The 21,872-nt window shown below is 33.2% G+C and carries 16 protein-coding genes and 2 tRNA genes; 10 read left to right on the top strand and 8 right to left on the bottom strand.

Translation table 11 applies throughout. The features are described 5' to 3' along the window. Nucleotides 1-152: 152 nt before the first annotated feature. The 3 genes from AC3Y25_RS20045 to mutS all read right to left on the bottom strand — a co-directional run bounded on the left by AC3Y25_RS20045 (nucleotide 153) and on the right by mutS (nucleotide 3,095). A tRNA-Leu gene (locus tag AC3Y25_RS20045) sits at nucleotides 153-238 on the bottom strand. 15 nt (nucleotides 239-253) lie between these two features. Further along, nucleotides 254-326, bottom strand: a tRNA-Gly gene (locus AC3Y25_RS20050). A gap of 162 nt (nucleotides 327-488) precedes the next feature. Next, entirely contained in the window at nucleotides 489-3,095 is a 2,607-nt protein-coding gene (mutS, locus tag AC3Y25_RS20055) for a DNA mismatch repair protein MutS (RefSeq protein WP_489903957.1), read from the bottom strand. 157 nt (nucleotides 3,096-3,252) lie between these two features. Here mutS and AC3Y25_RS20060 point away from each other — a divergent pair, with 157 nt between their 5' ends. From AC3Y25_RS20060 to AC3Y25_RS20070, 3 genes are all read left to right on the top strand, one after another. Then, nucleotides 3,253-3,684 (top strand): DUF1573 domain-containing protein, encoded by a 432-nt coding sequence (locus AC3Y25_RS20060; protein ID WP_095927851.1) that lies wholly within the window; start codon nucleotides 3,253-3,255, stop codon nucleotides 3,682-3,684. Nucleotides 3,685-3,759: 75 nt separating this feature from the next. Continuing rightward, the gene (locus AC3Y25_RS20065) at nucleotides 3,760-4,296 is read left to right on the top strand and encodes an RNA methyltransferase (protein ID WP_489903958.1); all 537 of its coding nucleotides are present in this window, start codon (nucleotides 3,760-3,762) and stop codon (nucleotides 4,294-4,296) included. A 110-nt stretch (nucleotides 4,297-4,406) separates the two neighbouring features. Then, nucleotides 4,407-7,721 (top strand): Ig-like domain-containing protein, encoded by a 3,315-nt coding sequence (locus AC3Y25_RS20070; RefSeq protein ID WP_489903959.1) that lies wholly within the window; start codon nucleotides 4,407-4,409, stop codon nucleotides 7,719-7,721. A gap of 89 nt (nucleotides 7,722-7,810) precedes the next feature. Here the strand turns inward: AC3Y25_RS20070 and folK are convergent, their stop codons facing one another. Beyond that, nucleotides 7,811-8,944, bottom strand: coding sequence for a 2-amino-4-hydroxy-6-hydroxymethyldihydropteridine diphosphokinase (gene folK, locus AC3Y25_RS20075; protein ID WP_489903960.1), 1,134 nt, complete (start codon nucleotides 8,942-8,944; stop codon nucleotides 7,811-7,813). A 138-nt stretch (nucleotides 8,945-9,082) separates the two neighbouring features. Between folK and sppA the strand changes: the two genes are divergently transcribed. The 3 genes from sppA to AC3Y25_RS20090 all read left to right on the top strand — a co-directional run bounded on the left by sppA (nucleotide 9,083) and on the right by AC3Y25_RS20090 (nucleotide 14,574). After that, nucleotides 9,083-10,840 carry a signal peptide peptidase SppA gene (gene sppA, locus AC3Y25_RS20080; protein ID WP_489903961.1) on the top strand — a complete coding sequence of 586 codons (1,758 nt, stop codon included), beginning with the start codon at nucleotides 9,083-9,085 and terminating at the stop codon, nucleotides 10,838-10,840. A gap of 12 nt (nucleotides 10,841-10,852) precedes the next feature. After that, entirely contained in the window at nucleotides 10,853-11,800 is a 948-nt protein-coding gene (locus AC3Y25_RS20085; RefSeq protein ID WP_489903962.1) for an alpha/beta hydrolase family protein, read from the top strand. Nucleotides 11,801-11,976: 176 nt separating this feature from the next. Then, nucleotides 11,977-14,574: an AsmA family protein gene (locus tag AC3Y25_RS20090; RefSeq protein ID WP_489903963.1), complete on the top strand. Its 2,598-nt coding sequence runs from the start codon at nucleotides 11,977-11,979 to the stop codon at nucleotides 14,572-14,574. A 132-nt stretch (nucleotides 14,575-14,706) separates the two neighbouring features. Here the strand turns inward: AC3Y25_RS20090 and AC3Y25_RS20095 are convergent, their stop codons facing one another. Further along, a complete protein-coding gene (locus tag AC3Y25_RS20095) occupies nucleotides 14,707-15,789 on the bottom strand; it encodes a glycosyltransferase family 9 protein (RefSeq protein WP_489903964.1) in 1,083 nt (360 codons plus the stop codon). A gap of 249 nt (nucleotides 15,790-16,038) precedes the next feature. Then, nucleotides 16,039-16,833: a DUF2797 domain-containing protein gene (locus tag AC3Y25_RS20100; protein WP_489903965.1), complete on the bottom strand. Its 795-nt coding sequence runs from the start codon at nucleotides 16,831-16,833 to the stop codon at nucleotides 16,039-16,041. Between the two features lie 242 nt (nucleotides 16,834-17,075). On the opposite strand from AC3Y25_RS20100, the gene AC3Y25_RS20105 reads away from it, so the two are divergent. Genes AC3Y25_RS20105 through AC3Y25_RS20120 form a run of 4 tightly spaced genes read left to right on the top strand, consistent with a single transcriptional unit; the run spans nucleotide 17,076 to nucleotide 19,813 of the window. Next, nucleotides 17,076-18,587 (top strand): GH3 auxin-responsive promoter family protein, encoded by a 1,512-nt coding sequence (locus tag AC3Y25_RS20105; protein WP_250834078.1) that lies wholly within the window; start codon nucleotides 17,076-17,078, stop codon nucleotides 18,585-18,587. Nucleotides 18,588-18,603: 16 nt separating this feature from the next. Continuing rightward, nucleotides 18,604-19,005, top strand: a complete 402-nt coding sequence (locus AC3Y25_RS20110) for an NTF2 fold immunity protein (RefSeq protein ID WP_379796192.1) — start codon at nucleotides 18,604-18,606, stop codon at nucleotides 19,003-19,005. 33 nt (nucleotides 19,006-19,038) lie between these two features. Continuing rightward, nucleotides 19,039-19,281, top strand: a complete 243-nt coding sequence (locus tag AC3Y25_RS20115; protein WP_379796190.1) for a redox-active disulfide protein 2 — start codon at nucleotides 19,039-19,041, stop codon at nucleotides 19,279-19,281. Next, nucleotides 19,274-19,813 carry an STM3941 family protein gene (locus AC3Y25_RS20120; protein ID WP_379796188.1) on the top strand — a complete coding sequence of 180 codons (540 nt, stop codon included), beginning with the start codon at nucleotides 19,274-19,276 and terminating at the stop codon, nucleotides 19,811-19,813. The genes AC3Y25_RS20115 and AC3Y25_RS20120 overlap by 8 nt, the downstream gene beginning before the upstream one ends. 219 nt (nucleotides 19,814-20,032) lie before the next feature. Here the strand turns inward: AC3Y25_RS20120 and serB are convergent, their stop codons facing one another. Beyond that, nucleotides 20,033-21,262: a phosphoserine phosphatase SerB gene (serB, locus tag AC3Y25_RS20125; RefSeq protein ID WP_489903966.1), complete on the bottom strand. Its 1,230-nt coding sequence runs from the start codon at nucleotides 21,260-21,262 to the stop codon at nucleotides 20,033-20,035. Nucleotides 21,263-21,418: 156 nt separating this feature from the next. Further along, nucleotides 21,419-21,856, bottom strand: a complete 438-nt coding sequence (locus AC3Y25_RS20130; RefSeq protein ID WP_250834084.1) for a VOC family protein — start codon at nucleotides 21,854-21,856, stop codon at nucleotides 21,419-21,421. Nucleotides 21,857-21,872: the final 16 nt, after the last annotated feature.

The raw sequence follows: 21,872 nt of genomic DNA on the forward strand, positions 1-21,872 counted from the left end.
ATTCTGAGATTCTGAGATTCTGAGATTCTGAGATTCTGAGATTCTGAGATTCTGAGATTCTGAGATTCTGAGATTCTAATAAATTTACTGCGTAAATTTATTATCTGCAAGTCTGCAAATAAAAAAAGCCTCTTCAAAAGAAGAGGCTTTAGTACTCAGAGCGGGACTTGAACCCGCACGAACATTGCTGTTCACTGGATTTTAAGTCCAGCGTGTCTACCAATTTCACCATCCGAGCATTGTATGGTTTTTGAGCGAAAAACGGGGCTCGAACCCGCGACCTCGACCTTGGCAAGGTCGCGCTCTACCAACTGAGCTATTTTCGCATTTTCAAATTCTATTTAAGAACTGCAACACCTGTTTTGTTTCGTATTGCGAGTGCAAATTTAGGACATTTATTCAATTACACAAGCGTTTTTTCAAAAAAAAATCCACTTATTTTATAACATTCTGATAACCTAAACTTTAAAATTGAAAATTTTTAGATTTTATTTTTTAACCAGCATTCTTTTAATCTCATTCAGTTTCATCAATGCTTCTACTGGTGTAATTGCATTAATGTCGAGACTCAAAATTTCCTCTTTTATCTCTTCCAACAAAGGATCATCCAGATTAAAGAAACTCATCTGCATTTCATCATTAGCAGATTTTATTCCGTTTAAAGCATCACTTGAATGGTTCTTTTCTAATTTCTTTAAAAGCTTTTGTGCTTTCGAAATAACCAGCTGAGGCATTCCAGCCATTTTTGCAACGTGAATTCCGAAACTATGCGCGCTCCCTCCTTTTACGAGCTTTCTAACAAAAAGAACGGTATCTTTTAATTCTTTCACCGCCACATTAAAATTCTGGATTCTTGGCATCGATTCTGTCATTTCATTCAGCTCATGATAATGCGTTGCAAAAAGCGTTTTTGCTCTTCCTGGATGCTCGTGCAAGAATTCAGCAATTGCCCAAGCAATCGAGATTCCGTCGTAGGTACTTGTTCCTCTTCCAATCTCATCTAACAGCACTAAACTTCTATCCGAAATATTATTCAAGATCGAAGCCGTTTCGTTCATTTCGACCATAAAAGTAGATTCTCCCATAGAGATATTATCTGAAGCTCCTACTCTGGTAAAGATCTTATCGACAATTCCCATTCTAACACTATCAGCAGGAACAAAACTTCCCATTTGAGCCAAAAGCACAATTAGAGCCGTTTGCCTTAAAATAGCCGACTTACCTGACATGTTAGGTCCGGTAATCATAATAATCTGCTGTGTTTCTCTGTCTAAGAAAACATCATTGGCAATATAAGGCGTTCCAACTGGCAATTGCTTTTCGATTACAGGGTGTCTTCCGTTTTTGATATCCAATTCGAATGTATCATCGATTTCAGGCTGCACGTATTGGTTTTCGACAGCCATTTGTGTAAACGAACACAAACAATCCAATTGCGCAACCAAATACGCGTTCATTTGAACTGGTTTGATATAAGTCGAAATCCAAGCTACTAATTGCTCAAAAAGCTCACTTTCTATTTTATAGATCTTTTCTTCTGCTCCTAAAATTTTGGTTTCATATTCTTTCAATTCTTCGGTAATATAACGCTCTGCATTTACCAAAGTCTGTTTACGAATCCATTCTTCTGGAACTTTATCTTTGTGCGTATTTCTAACTTCAATATAGTACCCGAAAACATTGTTAAAAGAAATTTTCAATGAAGAAATTCCTGTTCTTTCCGATTCTCTTTTTTCAATTCCTTCTAAAAATTCTTTTCCCGAAGTTGAAATCGCACGCAATTCATCCAGTTCTTCATTTATCCCTGCCGCAATCGCATTTCCTTTTGAAATTGCAACTGGCGCATCTTGGTTTAATGTCGTTTTAATTTTTTCGCGAAGCAAATCACAAGCATGTAAACTGTCTCCGATAACTTTCACCGCTTCTTGCGGACTTTCCAGTGCAAGAGTTTTAATCGGAATAATGGCATCTAAAGATTCCTTTAAATACACAATTTCTCTTGGCGAAACTTTTCCTGCAGCAATTTTAGAAATCAAACGCTCTAAATCTGAAATCTGTTTAATCTGATATTGGATATTATGCAGAATTTCAGGATTTGACTTTAAATACGCTACTACTTCATGTCGTCCTTTTATTTTATTAGCGTCTTTTAAAGGCAATGCCAACCAACGTTTCAACAAACGACCTCCCATTGGAGAAAGCGTTTTATCGATAACGTCCAAAAGCGTAACTGCATTTGGATTATAACTATGATACAATTCTAAGTTTCGAATGGTAAAGCGATCCATCCACACGTAAGCATCTTCCGCAATACGCTGAATTGCCGTAATATGTTGCACACGATTATGCTGCGTCTCGGATAAATAATATAAAATTGCTCCAGAAGCAATAATTCCTTCTTTTAATTCTTCAACACCAAATCCTTTTAACGAATTGGTCTGAAAATGCTTTGTTAAAGTTTCTAAAGCATAATCTTCTTTATAAATCCAATCTTCTAGGTAGAAACTATGAAAATCTTCTCCAAAAGCAGTTTTAAAATCATTCTTATTACTCTTTGCAACCAAAACCTCGCTTGGGTTAAAGTTCTGCAACAATTTGTCAATATATTCTGCATTTCCTTGAGCCGTTAAAAACTCTCCAGTTGAAACATCTAAAAATGAAATTCCGATATTTTTATTAGCAAAATAAACAGATGCCAAAAAGTTGTTTGATTTCGATTGTAAAACCTCATCGTTCAAAGAAACTCCAGGAGTTACCAATTCTGTCACCCCTCTTTTTACAATGGTTTTGGTCATTTTTGGATCTTCCAGCTGATCGCAGATTGCAACACGAAGTCCAGCTTTTACCAATTTTGGCAAATAAGTATTAACAGAATGATGTGGAAACCCCGCAAGCGCCGTTTCTGTATCAGATCCTGCACCTCTTTTTGTTAATGTTATTCCTAAAATCTTAGAAGCTCTAATGGCGTCTTCTCCAAAGGTTTCATAAAAATCTCCTACTCTGAAAAGCAGACATGCATCAGGATATTTAGCCTTGATTTCGTTGTACTGTTTCATTAAAGGTGTTTCCTTCACCACTTTCTCTTTAGCTGCCAAATTGTAATGTTTTTAAATGAAAAAATTAAGACAGCGAATTTATGCTTTTTTAGCCGCATATGAAAAGCTTCAAAAATTAAAATATTTTAAGATTTTTTTAGGTTGTAGTATAAGATTTTTACATAGCTTTGTTTATCATTAAAAAAGACCCTTAAAGATGAAAAAAATAATCTTATTCGCTATGTTAGCTGTAGCTGGTATTACGGCTACTAATGCACAAACAACTAAAAAAGCTAAAGCGGCTAAAGTTGCTAAAGTTGAAGGAGCTGGAATGGCTTTCGAAACTGAAACTATTGATTACGGAACTATCGCTCACAATGCTGATGGAAAACGTGAATTCGTTTTTGTAAACAACGGAACTAAGCCATTAATCATTACTAACACTACAGGATCTTGCGGATGTACTGTTCCAACTACTCCAAAAGAACCAATCGCTCCAGGAGCTAAAGGTGTTATTGGTGTAAAATATGCTACTGATAGAGTTGGTGCTTTTACAAAAACTGTAACTGTAACTTCTAACGCAGAAGGACAACCTACAAAAATCCTTACTATTAAAGGTACTGTTTTACCAGATCCAGTAAAAAGCTAATCTGAAAAACATTTAAAATAATCAAAAAGCTTCCTTATCTTTGGAAGCTTTTTTTATGACTACAATTCAAAAACAATGAGAAAACTCGAAAACAGCGAACTAGATCGTAAATCTATTGAAGATTTTAAAAAATCGGAGAAAACACCTTTAATATTAGTTTTAGACGATATTAGAAGCCTACACAATATTGGTTCTGTTTTTAGAACTGCTGATGCGTTTTTGATTGAAAAAATAATCTTATGCGGAATCACCGCAACTCCTCCAAATAAGGAAATCCATAAAACTGCACTTGGCGCAACCGAAACTGTTGCTTGGGAACATCATGAAAATGTTTTGGAAGTTATCGAAAACTTAAAGAAAGAAAATGTTCTTACAATGGCAATTGAGCAGGTTGAAAGTTCGATATTTCTTCAAGATTTTAAAATTGAAAAAGACCAGAAATATGCTTTAGTTTTTGGAAATGAAGTTTATGGCGTTTCGCAAGAAGCCGTAGCAATCTGCGACGGATGTATTGAAATTCCTCAACTTGGAACCAAACACTCTCTAAATATTTCTGTAAGTGCCGGAATTGTCGTTTGGGATTTATTTCAAAAAATGAATTGGCCAGAATAAAAACAATCCATTTTTATTAAAAAAGTGTGATTTTACAATATTTTTAAGCTTTAAAATGTTAGAAATGTAAATATATTTTTTTATTATTATAAAATTGATACTTTTATAAAATGAAAAATAATCATTTCTTAAAAGCATCTTTTTTATTCATTTTACTGCTGTCCAGTTTTATTGGATCTGCACAACAATATACTTCAATTCCCGATTCTAATTTTGAACAAGCTTTAATCGATTTAAATATTGATAGCACTATTGATGGTCAAGTTCTGACTGCAAATATTATTAATCTGAAGACATTAGTGCTACAAGGAAAAAATATTTCAGATCTAACCGGAATAGAAAACTTTACAAATCTGGAATATTTAGACTTAGGTGCAATTAATAATGATCCTGATAGGAATAACAAAATCAGCTATTTAAATATCACCAAAAACACAAAGCTAAAGCTTCTAAGCTGCAATTTCAACAATCTAACCAGTCTTGATTTATCAAAAAACATCAATCTGACTGAACTACATTTAAATGGAAACAAATTAAATAGCATCAACATATCTAACAATAACCTTTTAGCCATTTTTAATTGCGGCGGCAACAATCTTACAAATCTAGATGTAACCCAAAACATAGCATTAAAACATTTATCTTTCGACAGAAACAAATTAACAGATATAGATTTATCAAACAATACAGCATTAATCGGTTTATCCTGCAATTACAACGAATTAACAAATCTTAATATCAGTAAAAACATAAATCTTGATAATTTAAATTGCAGTTTCAATAAATTAACCACTCTAGATGTTAGTCAAAATACTATTATTCAAGGCATATCCTGCGATATCAATCAGCTTACAAGTTTAGATGTCAGCAATAACTCCATATTAAAAACTTTAACTTTAAATAACAATAAAATAAGTGCATTGGACATTTCTAAAAATCTTCAGTTATTTGTTTTAGATGCTGGCAATAATCAACTAACTAGCATCGATGTAACAAGGCATTTAAGATTAATCCATTTATACATTGGTAGTAATCCAATATCCAATCTAGATGTTACAAATAATAGCGATTTAGCAACATTATCTTTTAGTTCGACAAAGATTCCCAATATTGATACTTCTAAAAACCCCAAACTAACACAGTTATATTGTTCTAACACATTATTAACTTCTTTAGATGTTTCTAAAAATCCTGAGTTAACCAGCTTTGTCTGCAATAGTAATTCATTAACTTCTTTGAATTTAAAAAACGGAAACAATACTCTACTTAATAATTTAAGTTTTGTCTCCAACCCAAGCCTTAACTGCATTCAAGTAGACAACGCAAATTATTCTAATGCCAATTGGGCTGCTTACAAAGACAATTCGGCTACTTACTCTAACAATTGCAGTAAATTTTCGGCTGTGGCTCCGCCAGTAATTAAAGCTACTGGCGATCAATTATACTGTCCTCAAAGCACTATAAAAATTGTAACAGACGTAACCATAACAAATGATCCTTCTGAAACTGGAACCGAAGCCATTTACATTCAAATTTCTTCTGGATATTCTAGCGGTTTTGATAAACTTGTACTTTTAAATCCTACAGCTCATTCTAACATTACCACAAGTTGGGATCCTGTGGCAGGAAAACTAACATTATCTAGCACTACCACTGGAGCCGATGTTTTATATTCCGATTTTGTTGCCGCTATTAAAGATGTTGCCTTTACAAATTCTTCTGCAACAGCTTCTGGAATCAGGACATTTTCTATCACAATGGGTAAAGCAAATTATTTACCCTCTACACAACATTATTACGAATATGTTCCAAGTATCGGAATAACATGGACAGCGGCAAGAGATGCGGCAGCGGCTCGAACTTATTATGGTCTTCAAGGTTATTTAGCCACTATTTTATCTGCTGATGAAGCAAAACTAATTGGCGAACAAGCTTCTGGAACGGGATGGATTGGAGGCAGCGATGCCGAAACTGAAGGAGTCTGGAAATGGGTTACGGGTCCTGAAGCAGGAACTATTTTTTGGAATGGAAACGCAAACGGATCAACACCAAATTATGCTTTTTGGAACACAAATGAACCCAACCAACAAGGCGATGAAGATTATGCTCACATTACACAGCCTGGTGTAGGAATACGAGGCTCTTGGAACGACTTATCAAATGCAGGAGATACCTCTGGCGATTATCAGCCAAAAGGATATGTGGTAGAATATGGCGGAATGCCGGGCGAAACTCCTTTACAGATTGCAACCAGTACCAAAATCACCATTCCTGTGGCAACACCAGCTAGTAATCTGAGTCCCGTTTGCAACTCAGGAAGTTTTACTTTAACTGCAACCGCAAATGCCGGTACGATTAACTGGTACGATGCCGCTACAGGAGGAAATTTATTAGGAACCGGAACTACCTACACCACTCCAATAATAAGTACAACTACCATTTATTATGTTGATGCAGGTTGCGAATTAAACCGAAAATCAATAACTGCAACTGTAAATATAACTCCTTCGACTCCTATTGCAGAACGAGACACCTATACCAATTGTGGCCCAGGAACTTTGACTATTAAAGCAACTTCAAATATTGGTTCCATAAATTGGTATACTTCAGCAACTGGAGGAACAAGTCTTTATGTTGGAACAACTTTTACCACTCCAACAATTTCATCCAATACCACTTATTATGCCGAAGCATCAAATAGCGGATGCATAAATCCAACTAGAACTCCAATAAACATAGAGATTTACACACCCCCAGCTGTTAATGATGAAACTTTGTCATTATGCGAATTTAAAACCATAACATTAGATGCTGGAATTTCTGGAATGAGTTATTTGTGGTCAAATGGAGCTACAACTCAAACTACTACTGTTAGTACTGGCGGAACATACACAGTAGCCGTTACAAGTCCTTCTCCTGAAAATTGTACGAGTACAAAAACAATTATAGTCGAAGAACATAAAATTCCGCAAATTGCGCGAGTTGATGTTGAAGGAACAAGAGCTATTATCTACCCTGTAAAAGCAGAAGATTATTATGAATATTCTGTAGATGGTGTCAATTTTCAAGATTCTACTATTTTCTACGATGTTCCTGGAGGATTACAAACTGCGTATGCACGAGAAAAAAGTGGCTGTGGGCAAAATACCAAACAATTTGTAGTGCTTGTTTTTCCTCCATTTTTTACACCAAACAACGATACTTACAACGATGTTTGGGAAGTAACCGGAATGGAAAATTATCCTCAGGCGGTCGTTACGATTTTTGACCGCTACGGAAAATTAATAGCACAGTTAAGCCGCTTCAAAATGACTTGGGATGGTACTCTAAATCAAGTTCCGCTTCCTGCTTCAGATTATTGGTATGCTTTAAAAGTAGATGATTCAATGCCGATTTTAAGAGGACATTTTACTTTGAAGAGATAGTTTTTAATGAGAGAATATGTCAATTAGATAATTTTAAAAAAAACATCTCTACAAAATTATCTAATTGACACATTATCTCATTATCTCAATTAATTAAGCTTCTTCTTAATTTCATTTAATATATAAAGATAATCTTCGTGTTTTTTTACAAAATCTCGGTCTGAAACATCAATGATTAAAACGTTCAAATCGGTTTGAGATTTTATATATTCCAAATACCCATTATTGATTTTGTCTAAATAGGATCCTTCAATATTCTGCTCATAAATACGTCCGCGTTTTTTTATGTTTTGAAGAAGTCGCTCTGTATTCTGATACAGGTAAACATACAAATCTGGCTTTGGCATTTCTTTATAAATAATATCAAACAGATTTCTATACAAACGATATTCATCTTCGGCAAGCGTTATTTTCGCAAAAATCAAAGATTTAAAAATATGATAATCGGCCACTATAAAATCTTTAAACAAATCAAATTGCGCCAAATCATCGGCCAATTGCTGATAACGGTCCGCTAGAAAAGACATTTCTAAAGGAAACGCATATCTATTTTGATCTTTATAAAATTTGGGCAAAAACGGATTATCTGCAAATCGTTCTAAAACAGTTTTTCCGTTAAAATCTTCGGCTATTTTATGCACCAAAGTAGTTTTTCCTGCCCCAATATTTCCTTCAAAAGCAACATAATTAAATTGATTCAAAGGAATTTTTGCAATCGGACTTTTCAGATTCTGCACAACTGTACAAACACTATCGTCTGGAGTTACGGCAATCAATTCGGGAATTGTTTTTTGCAAAATCGGATGTTTCCAACTTAACTTTAAATCCTGCATCGGAAGTAAAACAAAATTCCTGTTCTGCATTAGCGGATGCGGAACTTGAAGTTTTTCGGTATCGATTATTTCGTTATCAAAAGCAATCAAATCAACATCAATAATTCTAGACTGATACCCTTCTTGATTCAAGCGGATCCTCCCTAGTTCTTTTTCGACTTTTAAAATTTGATTTAATACTTTTTGAGCAGAGGAGTTGGTGTGCAAAAGAAGTGCACAATTATAAAAAGCATCACTTTCAAACCCCCATGCAGGAGTTTCGTAAAGTTTTGAAACCTCGATAACAGTTCCCACATTTTGATGTATTAAATCAATACAATTTTGAATGTTTTCTAGTCTGCTGCCTTGGTTGCTGCCTATCGATAAAACGACTTGATGCTGTAATTTCATAATTAATGCAAATTAACTAAAACTATTTTAGAATTAACCAATATATTTGTGAAACGACGTCTCAAATACAATCCTAAATTTAGATGTCTAGTTTGTAACATTTTGCCCTTTTTTGCTACTTATTAAAAAAATATACATATGAAGTTTTTAGGAAATGTAATTGCCACAGTTATTGGTATTTTTGTTTTTATTATGCTCTTCTTTTTTGGAGTAATCTTTATCGGAGTTGTTTTTGGCGGTGACGACAGTGTCTCTGCTAAATCTAATTCGGTTATTGAATTAAATTTAAAAGAAATTAAAAACGATTACGCAGGAAAATATAAAGATCCATGGGTAACTCGTTTTTCTGAACAAAAAGGCATTGGTTTGACCGATGTAATTAACGCTATTGAAGCGGCAAAAAAAGACGATAACATCAAAGGAATTTCGATCTTAAATGATGAATCGTCTCTTGGACTTGCACAATATAAAGATTTAAGAAATGCTCTTGAAAGCTTCAAAAAATCTGGAAAATTTGTCTGGGCTTATGCCAATACGTATTCTCAAAAAGAATATTACTTAAACTCTGTTGCCAATACCATTTATCTAAATCCAGCTGGAGATTTAGATTTTAAAGGGCTTTCTTCTGAAGTTATGTTTTTCAAAGATTTTCAAGATAAATCTGGAATTCATATGGAGGTAATTCGTCACGGAAAATACAAAAGTGCCGTTGAACCTTTCTTAGACAATAAAATGAGCGATGCCAATAGAGAGCAGATTACTGCTCTTTTAAACTCTATTTGGAGTATAGTTTCGACAGATATTTCAAAAAGCAGAAATATTCCGTTACCAAAATTAAACGAAATTGCAAATGGTCTTTTGGCTAGAACTCCAGAAATGGCAAAACAGCAGCATTTAGTAGATATTATTGCTTACGAAGATGTTTATCACGATGCCATTAGAAAAGTTCTAAAAGTAGACAAAGATGAAGATTACAACAAAATTTCAATCTCAGATTACACTCAAAATCATGTAACAACTGCTTTAGCAGATACTTCAAGCGATCAGATTGCGATTATTTACGCTCAAGGCGAAATTGGAAGCGGTGAAGGAGATGTAAATACAATTGGAGAAGGTTCTATGCGCCGATCTTTGCAAGAAGCGAGAAAAAATGATGATGTAAAAGCAATTGTCCTTAGAATTGACAGTCCGGGCGGAAGTGCACTAACTTCTGATTTAATCTGGAGGGAAATTGAAATTACTAAAAAAGTTAAACCTGTTGTGGTTTCTATGGGTAATTATGCGGCTTCTGGCGGTTATTATATCGCTTGTAACGCCAATACAATTTTTGCTGAAAACAATACCATTACAGGATCTATTGGAGTTTTCGGAATACTGCCAAACTTTAGTCCATTGGCAAACAAATTAGGAATCAATTCTGAACAAGTTAAAACGCATGAAAACTCAGCAAATTATAGTCCGTTTGTGCCTGTTGATGAAAAATTCAAAGCTTTTACTTTAGAAGGGGTTGAAAAAGTATACAACACTTTTGTAACTCATGTTGCCGAAGGCCGAAAAATGACTTTTGCACAAGTCGACTCAATTGCGCAAGGTCGAGTTTGGTCGGGAACTGAAGCTTTAAAAATTGGTTTGGTGGATAAAATTGGCGGACTGAATGATGCCATTGCTGAAGCAGCTAAAATTGCTAAAGTAAAAAAATACAGCACTCAGAATTATCCTGAATACGAAAAAACACTTAACGATTTACTTTCAAATCTTCCTTTTGCAAGATCGAAAGAAGCTTTCATAAAAGAAGAAATCGGTGAAGAAAACTATCTTCTTATCGAGCAGGTTAAGAAATTTCAAAAACAAAAAGGAGTGCAAACGATATTGCCTTACGGAATCAATATTTATTAATTCAATTAAAAGATGAATAAAGTAATTCTTTTTTTAACGGTTTTGTTTTGGAGTTTCATAAATGCTCAAGACAAAAAAGAAATCACGTTTAAAGAAACACCGGCTATATTAAAGATTAACAACGACCAGATTTTTGGTACGCTGACAACTCCAGATTTAACTAAAAAATTTCCGGTTGCTTTAATCATTGCAGGCTCTGGCCCAACAGACAGAAACGGGAATAATTCGATGATGAAAAACAATTCGTTAAAAATGCTGGCAGAAGCTTTGGCTAAAAACGGAATTGCATCTTTGCGATATGACAAAAGAGCTATAGGAGAAAGTAAGGCAGCAGGCGGATCTGAAGGCAGTCTAGTTTTCGAAAATTATATTCAAGATGCCAAAAGCTGGATTAATTACTTGAAACAAGATAAGCGTTTTTCTAAAATAATCATCATTGGTCATAGTGAAGGCTCTTTAATTGGTATGGTTGCCAGTGCAAAAGCAGACAAATTTGTTTCTATTGCGGGCGCGGGCGAACCAGCAGATCAAATTCTAAAAACACAAATTGGCGCCAAATCAATGAAACAGTTAAACGATATGACTTTTCCGATTATCGATAGTTTAAAAAATGGATTTCAGGTTAAAAAAATTGATCCAATGCTGAATTCTCTTTTCAGGCCAAGCATTCAACCCTATTTGATTTCGTGGTTTAAATACAATCCGCAGACCGAAATACAAAAACTTACTATTCCTGTTTTACTAGTACAAGGAAATAATGACATTCAAATTGCAGTAAAAGATGCAGAGAATTTAAAACAAGCCAACAAAAATGCAGATTTGCAGATTATTGATAAAATGAATCATATTATGAAAATTGTTGAAGGTAATCAGGAAGCCAATTTAGCCACCTACAACAATGAAACACTTCCTATTTCGGAAGTCTTAGTTGAGAAGATAGTTTCATTTATTCAGAAATAATAAAATAAATTCACTTAAAAATCCGTTTTGAAAATAGTTCTCAACGGATTTTTTTTATTTAACAATTTTAATAAAATTCTTACTTTTTTAAGAAAACTTTATCTGCAAACTGTAGTAAAAAAAACTATTTTTGCAAGAGTCGATTTTAAAATGTTAACCCTCAAATCTATTAATATATGCTAAAAAAAGTTTTAAAAATAAGTGCCATAGTTATTGTGGTATTTGTTGCTGCGCTATTTGCCATTCCGTTTTTATTTAAAGACCAGATCAAATCTAAAATCGTCGAGGCAATTAACGAAAGTGTTGATGCCAAAGTAAGTTTTAAAGATGCGGATTTAAGTCTATTTAAAAATTTTCCAAATGCAACGGTTGGAATCGAGAAATTAGTGATCATCAACAAAGCTCCTTTTGAAGGAGACACATTGGTTTCTTTAGGAGAATTAAATTTAAAAATGAGCGTTAAAGAACTTTTCAAAGGAAAAGATGAACCTTTAAGCATTCAGGGAATCAGTTCTACAAACGGATTAATAAACATTATTTTCAATAAAGATGGTGTCGGAAACTTCGATATTGCCTTAAAAGACAAAAAAGAAGATAAAAAAGATGAAGCAAGCAAACCACTTGCGCTTAAAATTCAAAACTATAAGATTGAGAATTTTACTTTTAGATACATCGATCAAGGTTCTAAAATTAAAATGGTAATTGACAGTTTAAACCATGAAGGAACTGGAGATTTTACCAATTCAAAATTAGATTTGACAACAAAATCTACTGCAAAAGTTTCATTGGACATGGATAAAATGAATTACATGAAAAATGTGAAACTGACTTTAGACGCCGTTCTTGGAATTGATTTAGAGAAGAGCAAATATACTTTCAAAGAAAATAAAGCTTTAATCAACCAACTGCCTTTAGAGTTTGATGGATTTATTCAAATGACTGAAAAAGCTCAGATTTACGATTTGAAATTCAAAACGCCTACTTCATCGTTTACTAACTTCTTAGGTTTAATTCCTTCAGCATACGCATCTAGTTTAGAAGGTGTAAAAACGACTGGAGATTTTACTGTAAATGGTTTTGCAAAGGGTGAATTGACAGATACGACAGTTCCTAAATTTAATATCAAAATTGCATCAAACAACTCTTCTTTCCAATATCCAAACCTTCCAAAATCAGTTCAGAATATTGTAATTGACACGAAAATCATTAATGAAACCGGAATCTTAAATGATACTTACGTTAATTTAGATAAGTTATCTTTCAGAATTGACCAGGATGTTTTTAGCGCTAAAGCGAATATTAAAAACATAACGGTAAATCCAATTGTAGATGCAGCTTTAAAAGGAACAATCAACCTAGCTAATCTTTCGAAAGCCTATCCAATTAAAATGGATAAGCCTTTGGCAGGTATTTTAAAAGCTGACGTTACAACAAATTTTGATATGGCTTCTGTAGAAAAAAGTCAATATCAAAACATAAAAAATGCGGGTACAATGAGTTTGTCAGGGTTTAAATATACTGATGAAAACAATAAAGCAATGAACATCAGTACAGCGTTGGTCGAATTTAATCCGAGCAGAATCAACTTAAAACAATTTGATGCTACAACTGGAAAAAGTGATATTAGCATTAACGGAGTTCTAGAAAATTTCTACGGTTTTATGTTTAAAAAACAAGAACTAAGAGGAAATTTCAACATGAGCTCAAAACAATTGGCTGTTGATGATTTTATGACTTCTGGCGAACCTGCAACTGCAAAAACAGAAGCGAAACCAGCGGAAGCGATGAAGATTCCGGCTTTCTTAAACTGTACTTTAAATGCTAAAGCGACAACCGTTTTATACGATAATTTAAAACTTCAGGATGTTGCTGGAACATTAATTATTAAAGACGAGAAAGCAACTCTTCAAAACTTTAAAACAAATATCTTCGGAGGATCAATTGGTCTTAACGGAGCTGTTTCTACAAAAGAAAAAGTACCTACGTTTGATATGAACTTAGGTTTCAATCAAGTTGATATTGCACAGACTTTTACACAGTTGGATATGATGAAAAAAATCGCTCCAATTGCGGGAATCATTAACGGAAAATTAAATTCGACTATCAAATTGAACGGTAATTTGGATGCCAAAGAATTGACTCCAGATCTTAAATCAATTTCAGGAGATTTAATTGGCCAATTACTATCTACTACAGTAAACTCGAGTAACTCTACTTTACTTACTGCATTAAGTTCTAATGTTAAGTTTCTTGATTTAAATAAAGTGAATCTGAATGACATTAAAGCTGCTTTAACTTTTGACAACGGAAAAGTAAATGTAAAACCATTCGATATTAAATACCAAGATATTAAAGTAACGGTTGGAGGAACTCATGGTTTCGATCAAACTATGAATTATACTCTAAAATTTGATGTTCCTGCTAAGTATTTAGGAACAGAGGCTAACAACTTAATCGCAAAAATGTCTCCTGCAGATGCTGCAAAACTGGATAATATTCCAATCAATGCTTCTTTGACTGGGAATTTTTCAAATCCTAAGATTAGTACAGATATGAAAACTGCTGTAAGCAATTTGACTACACAATTGGTTAATCAGCAAAAAGAAAAACTGACTCAAAAAGGAACTACTGCACTTACAGATTTAATCAATAAAAATACTAAAGCGAAAGATACAACTCAAGCAGCTAAAACTGAAAAAGAGCAAAAAACTCAGGAAGTAACTAAAAAAGCGAGTGATTTATTGAATGGATTGTTTAAGAAGAAGAATCCATAAAAAAGATTCTAAGATGCTAAGGTTAAAATACTGAGTTTATCTAAAGCTTAAAAAACTTACAACCTCAGTATCTTAGAAACTTAGCATCTTTTAAAAAAAAATCCTGTTCGAATGAACAGGATTTTTTTGTTATTATATTGCTCTTGAATAAAAATTTAATCTACCGTTATTCAAAATTGAATTTATTGTTTTTATGTATTGTTTTTTGGTGTAGAGATTAACATCTATTCCGATACTACAATTGTCATACGGTTCATATTTTTTCAAATTAGATACAGAAAACAATCCAATAGTTGGGGTATGTACCGAACTTGATAAATGCATAATTCCGCTATCAGCACCAATAAACAAATCTGCATTTGCAATAACAGATCCTATTTCTCGAATATTTTTACTGTAAAATGTGGGTGCCTTAAATCCAATTTGCGACACATTCTCTACAGGCAAAATCTCAATAATATTATAGTCTTTATACTCTGAAGTAAGTTGAGAATAAAATTTTTCCCACCATTCCTCCGACAAACATTTTGTTCCTGTTGCATAGGTAAAAATACAAATCGTCTTTTTATCGTTATTCGTTAGTTCGCTTAATATCTTTCTTCCTTCTGCAATTTCAGAAGCTGATAATTTAAGTTCTAAAGGAGCAATTATTTTATTGCTATTTGTTGGTAATCTCAATTTTGAAAGATAATTGCGGAAATTATAAACAGGATATTTTGCAATATGTTCAAAATCACTTTTATGTTCTGTTTCTTCTTCATTCGAGTCTCCAAAAAACTTGTATTTAGCATTTGAAAATTGAACTGCTAATCGTCCAGAAGAAGAGTTTTGATCTACATTAATCGCTAAGTCATATGGTGTTCTCTTTAGTGAAATCCAGACTTTTGAATAGGCCAGCAAGCTTTTAAATGGTTTTTTAGGCAGATGAATTATTTTATCAACAGTATCGTATTTTTCAAAAATAATTGGAGCCAACGTTCCTTTTACAAATAAATCAATTTTACAATTTGGAAACATTTCAGACACTTCCTGAACAAGTGGAGTAATTAACAAAAGGTTTCCTAATCTTCCATTTGGCCTACAGATCAGAACTTTTTTGATCTCGCTCTTATCGACCAAAATAAAATCGTCCTGCATACTTGTCTTTCCAACATTCTTAGTCAGATTCCTCATTATGCTACGTCTGTGTACGTTTATTTTGCTTAAAACACTCATTTATGGAATAATTTATTGATTATAAAATCTTAATTAAATTTTAGAAATAGTGGCAGTCTCAAATCTACCTTCTTTTATTATCTAAAAATAAATTCTTCCAATAAGCATTTGTTACAAAATTGTAATCAAATGTATCATCATTTACATCTTTTTGTGTTTTGGAATTGAGCTAAAATTACAATAAATTATCACGTAATTAACAAATTAATAGACGATTATGCAATAAATATCGACAAGTCCGTAAAAAACCTAGACATTTATTGAAACCACATACCCTTCCGAACCACGAATATTAAAAACTGTACCGTTCTCAAATAGTAAATATTGTCCTTTAATTCCAGTTAATTTTCCGCTGAAAGAAGGTGTTTTATCAAGATTTAAACTGTTCACTTTAGCAGGATAACTCAAAACGGGATACTGAAGTTCGTAAACATCATTTTTTTCAGCATAAAAATAATCTCTAACTTCTGTTGGAATTAAACTTTCAATTTTTGCTTTTTCTGCAATTAAATCAAAACTTTCAACAGAATTTTGCAACATTTTTCTCCAATTGGTTTTGTCTGTATAATGGTCTTTTAGTGCTACTTCTGTTATTCCTGCCAAATATCGGTTCGGAACCTCAACAATGGCAATCGCTTGAGAAGCGCCTTGATCGATCCAACGAGTTGGAACTTGCGATTTGCGCGTCACTCCAACTTTTATTTCGCAAGCCGAAGCCAAATACACAACGTGCGGTTGCAATTGCGCTTTTGATTCGTATTCTAAATCTCTATCTGCAATTCCTAAATGCGCTGTGCTCAATTCTGGTCTCATAATCCAATCTCCTACTGCAGGGCTTGAATAAAAACACTCGTAGCAGAAGCCTTGTCGGTATATTTTTTTCTTTTTACCGCAATTTAAGCATTGACAGCCCACAAAATTGATTTCAATTTCTTTATCTAATAATTGATTAACATTTAAGAAACTATCTTCGAAAACCAAATAATATTGAATTGGACTTCCAAGTTCGGTTTGCATTTTTGTGAGTACACCTTGATATTGCATTCGTATTTTTTATTTATAATTGCTGATTTAGACTTCTCAAAAGATTTAAAATTTTTTGTGTTAAAATTCGACTTATCAGGTAGAATCTTTACCTTAAATCGAATTGTTTATTACAAAAAAATATTATTTTTGATATGAAGACAAAGTTACTATTTGTCTATCGATATTCAAATTTTAAGTTTTTTGTTTTACAGAGATTGTAAGATTTAAAACCTAAAATTAGCTAACTAAAAAACAGATTCATGCCTTTATCTATTATCAATTCGTTTGCATCTTGGGTCCTTAAACAAAGGATTCATCAAATAGAGCTTTTTTTAAAATACCCAAATGAAGTTCAGGAAGAATTATTGCACAACTTATTGACGGCATCTGAAAATACGGTTATTGGAAAACAATATGATTTTTCGAGTATTAACTCTTATCAAACCTTTGCAGAAAGAGTTCCAATTGCCACTTATGAAGAATTACAACCGCTAATCGAACGTACACGTTTAGGCGAGCAAAATGTGTTTTGGGAAACCCCAATTAAATGGTTTGCCAAATCTAGCGGAACCACAAATGCAAAAAGTAAATTTATTCCAGTAAGTAACGAAGCTTTGGAAGATTGTCATTATAAAGGAAGTAAAGACCTTTTGTGTCTTTATTTGAATAATAATGAAGATTCTGAATTGTTTTTAGGAAAAAGCCTTCGTTTGGGTGGAAGTTCTCAGATTTACGAAAACAACAACACTTTCTTTGGCGATTTATCGGCAATTTTGATTGAAAACATGCCTATTTGGGCTGAATTTAGTAGTACGCCTAGCAGTAAAACTTCGTTAATGAGCGAATGGGAAACTAAAATGGCTGCGATTATCAACGAAACTAAAAATGAAAACGTAACCAGTTTTGCTGGAGTTCCTTCTTGGATGCTGGTTTTAATGAATAAAGTTTTAGAAAATACTGGCAAACAGAGTTTATTGGAAATTTGGCCGAATCTTGAAGTCTATTTTCATGGCGGAGTAAGTTTTTCTCCGTACAAAGAACAATACAAGAAAATTTTACCAAGCAAAGATTTTAAATATTATGAAATCTACAACGCTTCTGAAGGGTTCTTTGCTATTCAGGATTTAAATAACTCAAGTGATTTATTATTGATGTTGGATTATGGAATTTTCTACGAATTTATTCCGATGGATACTTTTGGAACTCCAAACCAAAAAGTAGTTCGCCTGGCCGATGTAGAATTGAATAAAAATTACGCCATTGTAATTACTACCAATTCTGGTTTGTGGCGTTATTTGATTGGAGATACGGTTCGTTTTACTTCTTTAAATCCGTACAGAATTAGAGTTACGGGAAGAACCAAACATCATATTAATGTTTTTGGGGAAGAATTAATGGTAGAAAATACTGATCAGGCTATTGCAAAAGCTTGTCAGGTAACCCAAACTGAAGTTATCGATTATACAGTAGCTCCTATTTTTATGCAAGATAAAGAAAAAGGCGCTCACGAATGGATGATTGAATTTAAGAAACATCCTGCTGATGTTGGTCTTTTCCAAAAAGTTTTAGACGAAACGTTGCAGACTTTAAACTCAGATTACGAAGCAAAACGTTACAACAACATGACTTTAAATCCTTTGGTAATAAATGTTGCCAGAGAAAACCTTTTTTATGATTGGCTGAAAGAAAGAGATAAATTGGGAGGCCAACATAAGATTCCTAGATTATCGAATCAGAGAGATTATTTGGAGCAGTTAAAAGAAATGTGCTAATTTATATCTAACTCATTTGATCAAGAAATTTTTATCTAAAAGAGAAATTGAGGTTAAAATTCTAATTGCTCTTCTTTTAATTCTTATTTTCAGTTGCTGTTCTCATTCAAAGTTTGGAAGTGATCAGGCTGAATTTGAATTAAAAGATGCTCTTGAAAATCCAAGGAAGGGCAATTTTGTGGATAACAAAAAATTACTCATCAAGGATAATCAAACTGCAATCAAAATCGCAGAGCCTATTCTTTTTAATATTTATGGAGAAGATGAAATTAAACATCAAAAACCTTATGAAGTAAATCTAATTTATAATCATTATGTTATTAACGGAACGTTAATGTGGGGAGAACAGGGCGGAACATTTCTAATTATAATTGATGCTAGGAATGCAAAAGTTTTAAAAATCAGTCATTCCAAATAACTATTTAATTTTCTTAAATAAAAATTATACAAAATGAAGGATACCAAATTCAGCGATATGACTACTGAAGAACTGATTAAAAATCAGAAGACATTAAAAACTGTGAATACTATATTCTGTGTTGTGCTTTTTATGCTTTTCGTTCTTAATCTATTCATTGTTTTCATGAAAGGTTTTAGCGCCATGAATATTATTCCGATTGCTTTGTTGCCTATTCTTTTTTTGAATATTAAGAATTTAAAAGAGATAAAAAAGGAATTAGAATCTCGTGAATAAAATAAGTGAAACTAGAATTGGATTAAGCAAAAGAAAAATGGCTTTAGCTTTTATAGGCGCCGCAATCTTCGTGGCATTAGGAATTCAATTTGTTATAAACCCAGAACAGTATATTTCGCATGTATGTAGAAATATTGAATTTATAAAAATTGCTGGTTTTGCCTCATTATCTTTCTTTGGAATATGTTTAATTTATATTTTTTTCAAAATCTTTGACACAAGACCAGGCTTAATAATTAGTGATATTGGAATTACTGACAATTCCCATTATGGCAGTGTTGGATTAATTGCTTGGTCAAAAATCGAAGGGATAAGAATTCAACAAGTAATGTCTACTAAATTTTTATTAATTGATGTTTCAAATCCAAAAGAGTTTATTGAAAAAAGCTCTCATTTAAAAGGATTATTGATGAAAACTAACTTAAGAATGTATGGAACTCCTCTTTCTATTACTTCTAATAGTTTAAATTATAATTTTGATGATCTTGAGAAATTACTGCATGAGGAATGGAACAAATACAAATCACGTTAATTCCACTAAACCCGCATGAGGGATAGAAGTGGAAATCCTTTTATGCCGGGGTTCGGCATAAAAGATTGGAACGGATAGCCCGACCCGCCTTTTTCTGGCGGGACATGCCCATATAAAAAACCTCAGCTCTTTTATGAAGAACTGAGGTTTTGTTTTTTTATTTTGATTGTGGAATTGCTAGTGTGATTTCTCCCTTCGGTCGAAATGACAAACTAGACTTTACATCATATCAATATATCTATCGTGATATCCTAATAAGTATAAAACACCATCAAGACCTAAACTTGAGATTGAAGTTGAGGCACTTTCTTTTACTTTTGGTTTGGCGTGAAAAGCAATTCCTAAACCTGCTAAGTTTAGCATTGGTAAATCGTTTGCTCCGTCTCCAACTGCGATGGTCTGATTGATGTGAATTCCTTCTTTTTCGGCAATTGCTTTTAGATATTCGGCTTTTTTCTGGCCGTCTACGATATCGCCTAAATATTTACCGGTCAGTTTACCGTCTTTTATTTCTAATTGATTGGCGTGAACATAATCTATTCCTAGCTCTTTTTGAAGATATTCTCCAAAATAAGTAAATCCTCCAGATAGAATTGCGGTTTTGTAGCCGTAGTATTTTAAGGCTTTCATTAAACGATGTGCCCCTTGTGTAATTGGCAAATTAATAGCAACGTTTTGTAGAACTTCTTCGCTTAAACCCTCAAGAAGAGCCATACGTTTTTTGAAGCTTTCGTTGAAATCAATTTCTCCATTCATAGCCGATTCCGTAATCGCTCGAACTTGATCTCCAACGCCATTCAATTCTGCAAGCTCATCGATTACTTCGGTTTGAATTAAAGTCGAATCCATATCGAAGCAAACCAAACGACGGTTTCTTCTATAAATATTATCTTCTTGGAAAGAAATATCAACATTCAACGTTCTAGAAATCTCCATAAAACTCGCCGTCATGATGATCTTATTTACAATTTCGCCCGTTACAGACAATTGAATACAAGAACGCGGATATTCTTCTTTTTCTACAATTGAAGTTCTTCCAGTTAATCGGATAATAGAATCGATATTTAAATTTTGATCTGACAATATTTGAGTTACTGCAGACAATTGTGAAGCCGCAAGTTTCTCACCCAAAATATTAATGATATAACGTTGTTTTGATTGTGATTTTACCCACGTTTCGTAATCTTCGATAGAAATCGGAATGAATTTCACTTTGATTTCCAATTCGTATGCTTTAAACAAAAGATCTTTTAAAACGGGGGCTGAAGAAGAACCTGCAGCAATTTCGAACAAAATTCCTAAAGAAAGCGTATCATGAATATCGGCTTGGCCAATATCTAATATATTAGCATCATATGCTGCCAAAACAGCCGTTAAACCTGCTGTAACCCCAATTTTATCGTGTCCTGAAACTTTTAATAAAATTATTTCTTTATCTTCTGCTGCCATTTTTCTTTCTTGATTATGAAGCGACAAAAATCGGCAATCTCTCGTTGATAAAAAAGAATAATCCTTGTTTTTTTGAAAAGAAAAAGCACATATAAATGTGCTTTTTCGAGTAATTTAACAATTATCTTTTATTATTAAAATAACGTAACTTTTAAGTTATTTCATTCCTTCATTTTTATCAAAACTCACCATCCAATTGATGCCGAATTTATCTTTAAACATTCCGAAATAAGATCCCCAAAAAGTGTCGTTCATCGGCATTTCTACTTTTCCTCCAGCCGAAAGTCCGTTAAAAATTTTATCGGCATCTTCTCTACTTTCTGCATTAATGGAAATCGAAAAATTATCTCCAAAACCTACATCTCCGTATCTCGGATGACTGTCACTTCCCATTAAAATAGTATTTCCAATTGGAAGAGAAACATGCATAATTCTATTTAGAGCTTCCTCAGAAAGTACTTCTCCTTCTTCTGCTGGTGCATCTTTATATTTTCCGATATACGGAAAATCTCCACCAAAAACTGATTTATAAAACAGAAATGCCTCTTCACATGTTCCGTTAAACATTAAATATGGATTGACTGCTGTTGCCATGATATTTCTTTTTAAT

Source organism: Flavobacterium sp. LK-23 (assembly GCF_058135255.1).

What these genes read in the sequence shown, in the direction of transcription:
- sppA (WP_489903961.1), top strand. Translation starts at nt 9,083, where the DNA reads ATGAAGTTTTTAGGAAATGTAATTGCCACAGTTATTGGTATTTTTGTT.
- AC3Y25_RS20130 (WP_250834084.1), bottom strand. Translation starts at nt 21,856, where the DNA reads ATGGCAACAGCAGTCAATCCATATTTAATGTTTAACGGAACATGTGAA.
- AC3Y25_RS20105 (WP_250834078.1), top strand. Translation starts at nt 17,076, where the DNA reads ATGCCTTTATCTATTATCAATTCGTTTGCATCTTGGGTCCTTAAACAA.
- AC3Y25_RS20060 (WP_095927851.1), top strand. Translation starts at nt 3,253, where the DNA reads ATGAAAAAAATAATCTTATTCGCTATGTTAGCTGTAGCTGGTATTACG.
- serB (WP_489903966.1), bottom strand. Translation starts at nt 21,262, where the DNA reads ATGGCAGCAGAAGATAAAGAAATAATTTTATTAAAAGTTTCAGGACAC.
- folK (WP_489903960.1), bottom strand. Translation starts at nt 8,944, where the DNA reads ATGAAATTACAGCATCAAGTCGTTTTATCGATAGGCAGCAACCAAGGC.
- AC3Y25_RS20115 (WP_379796190.1), top strand. Translation starts at nt 19,039, where the DNA reads ATGAAGGATACCAAATTCAGCGATATGACTACTGAAGAACTGATTAAA.
- AC3Y25_RS20070 (WP_489903959.1), top strand. Translation starts at nt 4,407, where the DNA reads ATGAAAAATAATCATTTCTTAAAAGCATCTTTTTTATTCATTTTACTG.
- AC3Y25_RS20095 (WP_489903964.1), bottom strand. Translation starts at nt 15,789, where the DNA reads ATGAGTGTTTTAAGCAAAATAAACGTACACAGACGTAGCATAATGAGG.
- AC3Y25_RS20100 (WP_489903965.1), bottom strand. Translation starts at nt 16,833, where the DNA reads ATGCAATATCAAGGTGTACTCACAAAAATGCAAACCGAACTTGGAAGT.
- AC3Y25_RS20085 (WP_489903962.1), top strand. Translation starts at nt 10,853, where the DNA reads ATGAATAAAGTAATTCTTTTTTTAACGGTTTTGTTTTGGAGTTTCATA.
- AC3Y25_RS20090 (WP_489903963.1), top strand. Translation starts at nt 11,977, where the DNA reads ATGCTAAAAAAAGTTTTAAAAATAAGTGCCATAGTTATTGTGGTATTT.
- AC3Y25_RS20065 (WP_489903958.1), top strand. Translation starts at nt 3,760, where the DNA reads ATGAGAAAACTCGAAAACAGCGAACTAGATCGTAAATCTATTGAAGAT.